Consider the following 12,427-nt stretch of genomic DNA (forward strand, 5'->3'; position numbering starts at 1 on the left):
AAAGATTATCCGCACTCCGTGGCGCCGCAGTTGGCGCAGAGTAGGCAGCCTTCTTGGTAAACCAGCGTCTCGCTGCCGCAGTTGGGGCACTCTTGACCCTTCACCTCCGTGCCGTTCGGGAGGTACTTCTTCAGGGCGCGCGCCACGCCGTTCTTCCACGTGTTGATCGATTCGTTGTTCAGCTCCATCTCCTGCACCAGCTTGATGACTTGCGTGATGGGCATACCGTAGCGCAGGACACCGGAGATCAGCTTCGCGTAGTTCCAATACTCCGGCTCGAACTTGCTATCGAGGCCCTCGAGCGTCATCTTGAAGCCGCGCTTGTTCTTGAACTGGAAGTCGTAATGCTTGCGACCATCGGAGTCGTAACTCTTGATGATGGAGCCTTTCTCGACCGTCTTGGGCAACATGATGCCCTCTTCGTCGTCGGCCAGACCGGTGAAGATCTCGTAGGGGCGACCGTTGAGCAGGCCCACGAAGGCAATCCACTTCTCGCGGTTGTTCTGGAACTTCACCACGTCGGCGTCAAGCTCTGCCGGGCGGGTGGAGACGATCTGCGGGGGAGCCATCTTGGTCTCTCCTTTCTTCTTCTTGTCCTCGGCGGAGATGAGTACGCCGGCACGCGATCCGTCGCGATAGACGGTGCAGCCCTTGCAACCCGAGCGCCAAGCCTCGACGTAGAGCTGATCTACGAGGTCCTCAGAGACGTCGTTCGGCAGGTTGATCGTCACGCTGATCGAGTGGTCGACCCAGCGCTGGATGCGGCCTTGCATCTTCACTTTCTGCACCCAGTCGACGTCGTTCGAAGTGGCCTTATAATAAGGTGAGTGTGCGATCATGTCGTCGATCTCGGCCGAGGTGTACTTCTTGGCCGCCGGGTAGCCGTTGGCCAGCATCCAGGTGACGAACTTGTGGTGGAAGACGACGTACTCCTCGAAGGCGTCGCCCGTCTCGTCCACATAATCTATATGTACGTCCGTGTCGTTCGGGTTCACCTTGCGGCGGCGTTTGTAGACGGGCAGGAAGACGGGCTCGATGCCGGACGTGGTCTGCGTCATGAGGCTCGTGGTGCCAGTGGGGGCGATGGTGAGGCAGGCGATGTTGCGTCGGCCGAACTTCGTCATGCGTTCGTAGAGGGCCGGGTCGGCTTCGCGCAGGCGGGCGATGAAGGGATTGTTCTTCTCGCGTTCGGCGTCGTAGATCTCGAAGGCGCCACGGTCGCGGGCCAGCTCGACAGACGAGGAGTAGGCGGCCAGAGCGAGTGTCTTCTGTATCTCTTCGGCCACGTCGGTAGCCTCTTCCGTACCGTAACGGAGGTTGAGGGCTGCCAACATGTCACCCTCGGCGGTGATGCCTACGCCGGTGCGTCGACCCATGAGAGTCTTGCGACGGATGCGTTGCCAGAGCTCGCGTTCGGCACGCTTGATCTCGTCGGCTTCGGGGTCGGAATCGATCTTCTCGAGGATCTTGTCGATCTTCTCAGACTCCAGATCGATGATGTCGTCCATGATGCGCTGAGCCAGTCCGACGTGCTTCTTGAACAGGTCGAAGTCGAAGTGCGCATCGGGTGTGAAGGGGTTGACGACGTAGGAGTAGAGGTTGATAGCCAGCAGTCTGCAGCTGTCGTAGGGACAAAGGGGAATCTCGCCGCAGGGGTTGGTGGAGACGGTGCGGAAGCCCAGATCGGCATAGCTGTCGGGCACAGATTCGCGCAGGATGGTGTCCCAGAAGAGCACGCCTGGCTCGGCTGATTTCCATGCGTTGTGGATGATCTTCTTCCACAGTGATCGGGCGCTGATGTCCTTTCTTACCATCGGATCGGGGCCCGCGATGGGGTATTGCTGGCGGTAGGGGGTGTCGTTGATGACGGCTTGCATGAACTCGTCGTCGATCTTGACTGACACATTGGCACCCGTCACCTTGCCCTCGGTCATCTTTGCGTCAATGAATGATTCGGCGTCGGGGTGCTTGATGGAGACGGTGAGCATGAGGGCACCGCGTCGGCCGTCCTGAGCCACCTCACGGGTAGAGTTTGAATAGCGCTCCATGAAGGGCACGAGGCCGGTAGAGGTGAGCGCGGAGTTCTTCACGGGCGAGCCTTTGGGGCGGATGTGCGAGAGGTCGTGGCCGACGCCGCCGCGTCGCTTCATGAGCTGCACCTGCTCCTCGTCGATGCGGATCACGGCGCCGTAGGAGTCGGCGTTGCCCTCGACGCCAATCACGAAGCAGTTCGAGAGCGAGGCGATCTGATGGTCGTTGCCGATGCCCGTCATGGGGCTGCCCTGGGGCACGATGTAGCGGAAGTGGTCGAAGAGTTCGAAGAGCTGGTCTTCGGTCAGCGGGTTGGGATACTTGCGCTCCACGCGGGCGATCTCGCGTGCCAGGCGGCGGTGCATGTCGGCGGGCGACTGTTCATAGATGTTCCCGTAAGCATCTTTCAATGCGTACTTGTTGACCCAGACTTTGGCGGCCAGTTCGTCGCCAGTGAAGTAGTCGAGCGATGCGGCGTAGGCCTCGTCAAAGGTGTACGTTTCCGTCTCTGCGCCCATGAAGTGAATCTTTTTCATTGAGGTGTGTATGTAGTCGTTTTGCGATATTTTTTGCGATAATTCTTTCCTTAAAAGTGACGCAAAGGTAGACTTTTCTTCATGCCTTGTTCGTGGAAAGAAGTCACCTGAAAGATGGCGTAAATGAAGAAGTTTCCCGAAACGATTCTTTAACCCGCTATAAACAAGCGTATAATGATTTTTCGCAGTCCAAGATGTTACCCGAAACGAATCACTTTGGAAAAGAACAATCGACATTCCCAAGCATCTTGCGAATTACTTTTCAACAAGTTATTACCTGGCTTGGGGCACTCGGTGGAGGGGTAGGTGGGATGAAACGTGCCTATCTGAGGGGCAGCGAAGACATAAAATCGTGATCCTCACTTTTGGATATGATCCATGTGGGCCTACTTTTGCCGCCGATGAAAACATCATCATAACCCATAACGACCACATACACATTAAAAAGAAAGGAACATCACCCATGGCATTAGACAATTTGATTTCGGTTTCATTCACCGACGAGGAGCTGACGAAGATCTCCACCGCCATTGAGCAGATCAACACGATACTCAAGGGCAAGGCTATCAACCTTACGCCCGAGGATCGCCGACAGTATGGCAGCATTGCCGACCGCAATAAGTTGCTGGTAGACAAGGCTAAGTTTTACATGGAGAAGGCGCCGCACACCGTGCCGAAGACAATCGACAAGGCCGAGTTCGACCGCGACTATGCGGCGCGTGGACAGGTGGAGGCGCCACTCCGCGAGCTGACTATGGTGGCTGAAAAGCTGCGTGACACGAAGACGCTGCTCGACTACGACAACCTGCAAGTGGCACAGGCCTATTATCGTTACGTGAAATTCTTAGCCGAGCAGAACGAACCGGGCACGACGACCATCTATCAGGATCTGAGGCAGCACTACCACGGAGGCAGAAAGGCTGAGGGTAAGGAGAAAAAGCCGGGAGACAAGAAACCGGAGGGTAAGAAGCCAGAGGACAAGAAGCCGGACGATAAGAAAAAGCCCGATAACGGCGGCCCTGATATCCACCTGCCGGAGGAATAAATAGGAGAGCTATACACGTGATCCGTATGACATTCGGAATCTATCCCACTGGGGGTAGGTTCCGAACGTGTTTTTACCCCTTTCCGAACGTGGTCTAATGACGTTCCGAGGTGGGTGTAATGACGTTCTGAACGTAATTAAATACCCTTCCGAGGTGGTCGTAATCACGTTCCGGACGTGATTAAATACCCCTCGGAACCATATTAAATACCCCGCCGAACCGTATTAAATACCCCTCGGGACGGTATTAAATACCCTTCGGAACGGTATTAAATACCCCTCGGAACGGTATTAAATACCTCTCGGGACGGTATTAAATACCCCTCGGAACGGTATTAAATACCCCTCCGAACCTATTACGCCCACTTCGGGACGTACCCCCGCCCCCCAAGGGATAAGCGGTTGACGATGGAAGGCCCGTCAATCGTCGGTGTCGGCCGTGATGACGCCGATCTCGCGAAACCAGTCCTCGGCGCGGTCGGGCCAACTGTTGACCATCGCGCCCGTGTCGCGCAGCCCGTAGCCGTGGCCGCCGCGGCTGTAGAGGAATAGCCAGGCGCGGACGCCGACCGACTTCAGGGCGCGATAGTAGGAGAGGCTGCCGTCGATGAAGGACTTGTCGTCCTCGGTTTGCACGATCATCGTCGGGGGAGTGCGCTTGGTGACGCGCAGCTCGGGCGCCGTCTGCAAACAGCTGTCGGTGGCGCGGGCCCCGAGGTGGGAGGGGTAGACGAGGAGGCAGAAGTTGGGGCGGCAGGAGGCTTTGTCGACGGCCCGCAGCGGGTAGGTGCGGCGGTCGAACTGTGTGGCGGCCAGGGCGGCCAGTTGTCCGCCGGACGAGAATCCGAGCACGCCGATGCGCTCCGGGTCGATGTTGAGCGAGGAGCGATGGGCGCGCACGTAGCTGATGGCGCGTTGGAGGTCTTCGAGGGGTGCCTCGTAGGGCGGTCGGCCCTCACGTTGGGGCACGCGATACTTGAGTAGCACGGCCGTGATGCCCAGATCGTTGAGCCAGAGGCAGGCCTCGTCGCCCTCCAGATCGTAGGCCAGGAGGTCGTACCCGCCGCCCGGGCAGACGATGACGGCCGATCCGGCGGCAAACTCCTGCGGGGGTTGATAGATGGTGATGGTGGGTTGGCTGACGTTCGTGATGCGCAGCACGTTTCCACCGGCCACGCGGTTGCCATCCGTATTTCTTTTTTCGGCCACGGTGTCGGCGCCGCCGGGCACACCTTCGGGAAAGAGTTTGATGGGTTTGTCCTGCGCCGCGGCCGTCTGCATATAGCCCACGCAGACGCATAAGAGGATAAAGTGCTTCATCGCTCAATCGTTTGTTTTAGGGGAGAAGGGGAGGGGGAATCGTGTAGAAAAAGGAGGGGGGTGAGATACATTATATATATGTGGGAACGTGGGGGAGGGGCATCGGCCGCTCCGCCCCACGCTTCACTTCTTTACGATTTCTTTTTCTTCCTGCATGTCCAGCTCGTTCTTGTCCTGGTCGTAGAATTTGTATTCCAGGAAGGCAAGGCTCTGGTCGGGCACGACCTTGAGTTGGTGCGTGTATTTCATCTTCCACTTCATGGCCAGCGAGAAAATACCCTTGTTGATGTAGGCCGCTACGTAGGGGTGGACGTTGAGGGTGAGTCGCTTCACGTTGTGGCGGTTGACGAGGCAGTCGATCTTTCCCTCGAGGTTGTCGGTGAAGAGGATGGACGACTTGACCACGCCTGTGCCGAAGCATGAGGGGCAGCTTTCGGTGGTCTGCACGTCGAGGATGGGGCGCACGCGTTGGCGTGTGATCTGCATGAGGCAGAATTTGCTCAAGGGGAGGATGTTGTGCTTGGCGCGATCATTAGCCATCGCCTTGGTCATGTGCTCGAAGAGTTGCTGGCGGTTGGAGGCCTCGGTGAGGTCGATGAAGTCGATGACGATGATGCCGCCCATATCGCGCAGTCGGAGCTGTCGGGCTATCTCTTCGGCGGCGGCGATGTTGACGTTGAAGGCCGTCTTTTCCTGCTCGGTGTTCCCCTTGACGCGGTTGCCACTGTTGACGTCGATGACGTGCATGGCCTCGGTGTGCTCGATGATGAGGTAGGCGCCGCCTTTGTAGGTGACGGTGCGGCCGAAGAGCGACTTGATCTGCTTCGTGACGCCGAAGTTGTCGAAGATGGGGAGCTCGCCGGTGTAGAGCTTGACGATTTCTTTCTGTTCGGGAGCGATGAGGCTGACGTAGTCGTAGACGCTCTCGAAGACGTGTTGGTCGTTGACGTAGATGTTTTGGAACGAGGCGTTGAAGATGTCGCGCAGCAGGGCGACGGTGCGGGCCGTTTCCTCGTAGATGACGAGTGGGGCTTTCGTCTTGGCGGCCACTTTGAGGATGTTGTCCTCCCAGCGTTTTTGTAGGATGCGCAGCTCGCCGTCCAGTTCGGCCACGCGTTTGCCCTCGGCGGAGGTGCGGACGATGACGCTGAAGTTTTTCGGCTTTACGCTTTGGATGAGTTGGCGAAGGCGGGCTCGCTCTTCGCTCGATTTGATTTTGGTGGAGACGGATATTTTGTCCGCAAAGGGGATCAGGACGAGGAATCGTCCGGCGAAGGATATTTCGGCCGTCAGTCGTGGGCCCTTTGTCGAGATGGGCTCTTTGGCTATTTGCACCAGTATCTCGTCGCCCACGGTTAGGGCGTCGCCGATGGTGCCGTCCTTATCGATGTCGGGCTGTAGGCTGACTTTCTGCACGGGCTGTCGGCGTTTGGGGTCGCCCCGCCACTGCTTGAGGAACTTCTGTTGCGTCTTGAACGTGGGGCCCAGGTCTTGGTAGTGCAGGAAGGCTTCCTTTTTATATCCCACGTCGACGAAGGCGGCGTTCAGCCCCGGCAGTAGCTTCTTGATGCGTGCCAGATAGATGTTGCCCACGGCGAAGGAGTCGCTCTGCTGTTCCTTTTGCAGTTCCACCAGGCTCCTGTCCTCGAGTACGGCGATCGAGATCTCGTCACGCTTGACGTCTACAATTAATTCGCTTACCACAATTTGATCTTGTTGCTTATTCGTGTATATATGAAATGGAAGAACAAACGTAAAAGCTGAGCGCTCAGAGTTTGTTCTTCCAAAAGTTCCGGGGTTGAGACTTACTTCTTCTTATGCCGATTCTTTCTCAGTCTCTTCTTACGCTTGTGCGTGGACATCTTGTGTCTCTTTCTTTTCTTTCCGCTTGGCATGACTTTGAATAATTAAATGGGTTATATAAGTGTTCCTGTTTTATTTGTTCGCTACTTGATTCATGAAGATTCGAGCTGGCTTGAATGACGGGATGTCGTGCTCGGGAATGATCATCGTGGTGTTCTGTGAGATGTTTCTGGCGGTCTTTTGCGCGCGTCTCTTGACGATAAAGCTGCCAAATCCACGGAGGTACACGTTCTCGCCTGCTGCGAGTGATTTCTTTACCTCTTCCATGAACGATTCCACGCTTGTCAAGACCGTATTTTTATCTATCCCCGTGCTCCTTGCGATCTCGCTTACAATGTCTGCTTTGGTCATATCTCTATTATAGTTATATATAATGTATCCGTCTAATATTTTGGACTGCAAATATATAGCCATTTGAATAATCTGGAAGGGGGGCGCCAAAAAACAGTCCGCGGGGAGGGACGAGCCGTTCGTTCCGGTGGGGGAGGGGTCAGAGCTTGCCGCCGTATTCGTAACCGAGGTCGTCGAGGGCAGTGCGGAGGCGGTCTTCGGTCACGTCGCCCACGACGGTGGCGGTGCCGGTCGGGAGATCGACGCGAACGGACGTCACGCCGTCCAGTTCAGAGAGCCCTTTTTCTACGCGAGCCTGGCAATGGCTGCAACTCATTCCGTTTATTCTAATTCTCATTTCCATATTGGCTTATTCCTTTCTTATTCTATTGGCTGTCGGCCTGTTCCGGCAGCGCGGCGCAAAAATAGACCGAAAACGCGGAGTGAAAAGCCGCGGATAAGCCAAACTGTAGTCGCTTATCGCTCGGGAACGCTCCAGAAACAGTGATTCTAAGCCGAAACCGCCCGGGAATGCTCCAGAAACAGTGATTCTAAGCCGAAACCGCCCGGGAACGCTCCAGAAACAGTGTATCTAAGCTGAAACCACTCGGGAATACTCTAGAAACAGTGTATCTAAGCCGAAACCACGCGGGAACGCTTCGGAAACAGTGATTCTAAGCCGAAACCACTCGGGAATGCTCCAGAAACCGCGTATCTAAGCCGAAACCGCTCGGGAACACTCCAGAAACAGTGTATCTAAGCTGAAACCGTCCGGGAACGCTCCAGAAACAGTGTATCTAAGCTGAAACCACGCGGGAGGGACTTGACGGAAGCGATCAGCGGGGTGGAATTTGGAAGGACGCGCCTGATGCTACCTTTGCGGCCGTCAGCCCGAGACCCGGGGTGACGCAAATCGGACTACATATATTATAGGTATACATTCAGATGAATCATTTAGAATGCGTGACTGCGCAGCGAAATCAGTGGTATTGGTATCTGCTGATCCTCTTCCTGAGTTTCCTCATTTCAAACACCCTCGGCACCATCCCCTATATGGCTGTCATTGTGTGGAACATCTTGCGGTCGGGGGGGCTGCAAAACATGCCGGAGGTGCTCTCTGGTGGCAACCTCTCGTTTTTGACCGAAGGGATTGACTCGAACCTGATGCTTTTCGTGATGCTTTTCGCCTTCGTGATCCTGTTGGTGGCGGGCGCTTACCTGATCCAGCAGCTGCAGGGGCGCACGTGGCGGATGGTGGTCAACGGGACGCAGCGGGTGCGCTGGAGTCATTTCTTCGGTGGCTTTGCCGTGTGGGGCGTCATCAACGTGATCTCGATGGCTGTGGGCTACGTGACGGATCCGGGCAATTTCGAGTTCCGCTTCGATGCCGCGCGATTCATCCCGCTGGTGCTGGTGGCGGTGACGATGATCCCGATCCAGTCCGCCTCGGAGGAGTTCTTCTTTCGTGGCTATCTGGCTCAGGGCGTGGCCTCGTGGACGGGCAGTCGGTGGTGGGCGCTGGTGGTGCCCTCCGTGTTGTTTGGGCTCATGCACACGGCCAACCCGGAGGTCGCCCAGTATGGTTTCTGGGTGATGATGCCGCAATACATCCTCATGGGGGTGGCCTTCGGATTGGCGGCGTTGCTCGACGACGGCATTGAGGTGGCGATGGGGGCGCACGCGGCCAACAACCTCTGCGGCGCCCTGCTGACCACGTATGAGGGGGCGGCGATCCAGACGGACGCCCTCTTCATGGTTCGTGAGCTCAACCCCATGGCGGATCTGCCGGAGCTGATTCTTTCGGGGGCGCTATTCGTGGGCATTTTGGCATACCTATATAAATGGCAGTTCGGGGTGCTCCGCCGGCCCGTGCCGCCTCCCTTCAAATACGTCTGAAGCTCACCCCGAACAACGACACTCCCCCTTCTCTTGAAATAAGAAGCGATGGCTTACAGCTTACGTACCTACCTGCCGTTCTATCGGCGCAACCTCAAGGTGGCACTCCCGATTGTGTTCTCACAGCTGGGTGGTGCGCTCGTACAATTGGTCGACACGCTGATGGTCGGCCGGCTGGGCACCGTGCAACTGGCATCGGTCTCGTTCGCCACGTCCGTCTTCATCATCGGCTTCGTTTTCTCGATCGGCATACTGATGGGCCTCACGCCACTGGTGGGCATGGCCTACGTGCGCGGCGACCGTGCCCGTGTGACGGACCTCTTCCAGAACTCGCTCACCCTGGCCACCCTCTCGGCCGTCGTCATGTGCAGCCTGCTCTTCGGCGTCATCCATCTAATGCCCTATATGGGGCAGGACGCGGCTGTGGTCGAGACGGCCATCCCTTATTTCAAGACCCTTGTTTTTAGCCTGATCCCCTTCCTCTATTTCACGGCCATCAAGCAGTTCTTTGAAGGCATGGGCAACACCATGATTGCGATGGTGATCACCATCATCTCGAATCTCATCAACGTGCTTTTCAACTATCTGCTCATCTATGGCAAGTTCGGATTTCCCGAGCTGGGCGTGCTGGGTGCGGGCGTCTCCACGCTCATTTCACGCCTGACGATGCCCCTCATGTTCCTCCTTGCCATCCGTCTTCGCAGCGAGTGGTGGGCCTATTTCCGTGCCTTCCGCATGCACCTCTTCAGTTGGCGCCGCCTCATCGAACTCGTGAAAGTCGGTGCTCCCATTGCGGCTCACATGCTCCTTGAGGTGTTAGCCTTTGCACTCTCGGCCATCATGGTTGGTTGGCTCGGTGCCACACCGCAAGCCGGCCATCAGATCGCGCAAAACATGTCGCACCTCACCTATATGATCGTGCTCGGCATTGGCGCCGCCACCACCGTCCGCGTCAGCCATCAGCTCGGCGCCCTCGACCTTGACGCCGCACGTAAGGCCGGCAACGCCTCCGTCCATCTCTGCCTCGTCTACAACACCCTGGCCGGCACCCTTCTCATCACCTTCCGCCATGCCATCGCCTCAGCCTTCACCTCCGATCCAGCCGTGATCGACATCGGCGGACGCCTCATCATCATGGCCGGCATCTTCCAAGTTTCCGACGGCCTACAGACCATCGGCGCCGGCATCCTTCGCGGCCTGACGGACGTGAAAATTGTCATGCTCTACGCCTTCATTGCCTATATCTGCATCAACCTGCCGTTCGGATACCTTTTAGGTTTCGTCTTCCAATTCGGAGCCATAGGCGTATGGGCCGGCTTCATTTTCGGACTCAGTGTCGCCGCCGTACTCTTCCGCCTACGTTGCCGCAAAATGTTCCGCCAGCTCGCAGCATCGGGCAAATACGCCGTGAAAACCGCTTAGTCGATCCTCCCTCCCCTCAATATTTGCGAACCTCTCCCTGATACGTCCGGGACGTGGTGTTAGTACGTTCCGAACGCAGTGTAATACGTTCCGAGGCGGCCATCGCTACATCCCGAACTATTCCTTAGATAGGTTCTTGACGTGGTCTCAACAAGTTCCTAAGCGGTCGTTGATATGTTCTGGACGTAGTCTCAATGCGTTCCGAGGTAGTCATTGATACGCTCGGAACCCTATTATCGGGTACTTCGGAACGTATCGATGACCACTTCAGAACCTATTGGCGAATGGTTCATAGAAACTCGCTGGGTATTTCCGTAAGGGGTAAAACATATTTCTAATCCACCGTCTGATACATTTCTAACACCCCCTCATTCATCTTCTCATCAATACACAATAATATTACAAATACTAATGTATACACACATTCGTGTACAACACTATATGAATTTACAGATGTTCTCCCCGCCGTATTCTACGATTCTCATTGAGATGTATGAATGTATACCTTCGTTCTCCTATTGTTACGTCTTCTTGCTACGGTTATACATGCAAACAACGTCCGACATATATGCTGATAAACACCAATCTATACCTTATATAATGCATAATCATATCTATATATCAGCGTTTTATGCATGATGAATCAAGTGATCATTCAAATATAAATCGGGTTGGAGTCTGTACCTGAGCATGTATAGCTGGATAGATAGGCATATGAGGAGTAATAATACGCTTGTCATCAATTAAATATGGATGATATGAGAAAGTGATTTATACGGATCATATCATTACATTATGTACTAGCCATATATACGGTTGACACAATCGTATATCCACAATATACGAGTGTATATTTCTTGAAGTATACAATCATATCCTTCCAGAAACTGAATTGCCATATATCTTTGTATATCCATTCTGCAAGGTGAATGGTAGATGTGTAAATCAACAATTGTGTATTATGAGTGAGAGAGAGAGAATTATGCAGGTGATGGCCCAAAAAGGGTTTACAGCATCACAGTTTGCTGAGGCGATAGGTATTCAGCGTGCGGCTATGTCGCATATCACGTCCGGGCGTAACAATCCGAGCTTAGACGTGATGAAAAAGATCTTGGAGCGTTTCCCTGATATCAGTCCGGATTGGCTACTGATGGAAAAAGGACCTATGAAGCGCGGCTCACAGCCGGTAGCTACGCCGCCGGAATCAACGCCACCCCCTCCGGCGCCCAGCCTCTTTGTGGGCCTTCCCCCTGCAGCGACATCACCCGAATCGTTGGCGGACTTTACGCCTGAGCTGCCCGAGCAACCGAAAACCATCGCCCGAGGAGTTGAGCGAATCCTACTCTTCTACTCCGACGGCACGTTCGAATCGTTCGTTCCGGAGAGAAAGGAGCAGGGGGAGGTGTAGTCGTCCCTCTGCTTTGGTAGGGATTAGGCAAAAGGTTTTCTACACAATAACCCAACGCGATGCAACGTTTCGTACACAAACGCATCATCAGGGCAAAAAGTAGAAAAACATGAAGGCATTACTGTTATCATTCTTTGTGGTCGTCTTGTGCTACTCCCTCTTTCTTGACGAGGAGCAACAAGCCGCTCCCTCAGATAAAACCAACAAAACGACCATGCAAACGGAGGCGTACGACTATGTTCAAGGGCATGATACGACCGCTTTTTATGCTATCACCTCCCTCCCTTGGTCCTGACAGTCGGTAGAGTCGCCATCAGGTCACGAAAAGTTGCAAGCGGAAACTCACTCGGTTTCTACTTGCAACTTTTTTTGCTCTGCAACGAATTGTGTGAGGTAAGGTTTACGGGGGGCGCGTAGGGTGATTCGGCGGCGGAAAGCGTTTTTCGGCGAAAAAGCCCCATTTCCCGTGGCGGGAAACCGATCTCCAGAAAATTTTACCGCCTTCCCGCCGCGGGAAACCGTTTTTCGAGCGTTTTTTCCCTTTTCCCGCCGCGGGAAACCGTTTTTCGAGCGTTT

Annotated in this window: 10 protein-coding genes; 5 read left to right on the forward strand and 5 right to left on the reverse strand. The window is 55.1% G+C overall.

Features of this window, described 5'->3' with window-relative positions:
• Window positions 1-5 precede the first annotated feature (5 nt).
• Window positions 6-2,567, reverse strand: coding sequence for an adenosylcobalamin-dependent ribonucleoside-diphosphate reductase (locus C7123_RS12285; RefSeq protein ID WP_237269319.1), 2,562 nt, complete (start codon window positions 2,565-2,567; stop codon window positions 6-8).
• A 92-nt stretch (window positions 2,568-2,659) separates the two neighbouring features.
• Here C7123_RS12285 and C7123_RS13055 point away from each other — a divergent pair, with 92 nt between their 5' ends.
• The gene (locus C7123_RS13055) at window positions 2,660-2,923 is read left to right on the forward strand and encodes a hypothetical protein (protein ID WP_159049937.1); all 264 of its coding nucleotides are present in this window, start codon (window positions 2,660-2,662) and stop codon (window positions 2,921-2,923) included.
• Window positions 2,924-3,030: 107 nt separating this feature from the next.
• Window positions 3,031-3,612, forward strand: a complete 582-nt coding sequence (locus C7123_RS12290; RefSeq protein WP_069175249.1) for a hypothetical protein — start codon at window positions 3,031-3,033, stop codon at window positions 3,610-3,612.
• A gap of 420 nt (window positions 3,613-4,032) precedes the next feature.
• On the opposite strand, the gene C7123_RS12295 is transcribed toward C7123_RS12290, so the two are convergent.
• The 4 genes from C7123_RS12295 to C7123_RS12310 form a co-directional block, all read right to left on the reverse strand.
• Window positions 4,033-4,932, reverse strand: coding sequence for an alpha/beta hydrolase (locus tag C7123_RS12295; protein WP_069175250.1), 900 nt, complete (start codon window positions 4,930-4,932; stop codon window positions 4,033-4,035).
• A gap of 123 nt (window positions 4,933-5,055) precedes the next feature.
• Window positions 5,056-6,636: an Rne/Rng family ribonuclease gene (locus tag C7123_RS12300; protein ID WP_037982471.1), complete on the reverse strand. Its 1,581-nt coding sequence runs from the start codon at window positions 6,634-6,636 to the stop codon at window positions 5,056-5,058.
• A 231-nt stretch (window positions 6,637-6,867) separates the two neighbouring features.
• A complete protein-coding gene (locus C7123_RS12305; RefSeq protein WP_037982480.1) occupies window positions 6,868-7,146 on the reverse strand; it encodes an HU family DNA-binding protein in 279 nt (92 codons plus the stop codon).
• A 139-nt stretch (window positions 7,147-7,285) separates the two neighbouring features.
• Window positions 7,286-7,483: a heavy-metal-associated domain-containing protein gene (locus C7123_RS12310; RefSeq protein WP_083207031.1), complete on the reverse strand. Its 198-nt coding sequence runs from the start codon at window positions 7,481-7,483 to the stop codon at window positions 7,286-7,288.
• Between the two features lie 587 nt (window positions 7,484-8,070).
• Here C7123_RS12310 and C7123_RS12315 point away from each other — a divergent pair.
• From C7123_RS12315 to C7123_RS12325, 3 genes are all read left to right on the forward strand, one after another.
• The gene (locus C7123_RS12315) at window positions 8,071-9,021 is read left to right on the forward strand and encodes a CPBP family intramembrane glutamic endopeptidase (protein ID WP_069175251.1); all 951 of its coding nucleotides are present in this window, start codon (window positions 8,071-8,073) and stop codon (window positions 9,019-9,021) included.
• Between the two features lie 48 nt (window positions 9,022-9,069).
• Entirely contained in the window at window positions 9,070-10,443 is a 1,374-nt protein-coding gene (locus tag C7123_RS12320) for an MATE family efflux transporter (protein WP_037982467.1), read from the forward strand.
• Between the two features lie 961 nt (window positions 10,444-11,404).
• Window positions 11,405-11,851 carry a helix-turn-helix domain-containing protein gene (locus C7123_RS12325; protein ID WP_069175252.1) on the forward strand — a complete coding sequence of 149 codons (447 nt, stop codon included), beginning with the start codon at window positions 11,405-11,407 and terminating at the stop codon, window positions 11,849-11,851.
• The last annotated feature ends 576 nt before the right edge of the window (window positions 11,852-12,427 follow it).

This window comes from Tannerella serpentiformis (assembly GCF_003033925.1).
Classification (GTDB): Bacteria; Bacteroidota; Bacteroidia; order Bacteroidales; family Tannerellaceae; genus Tannerella; species Tannerella serpentiformis.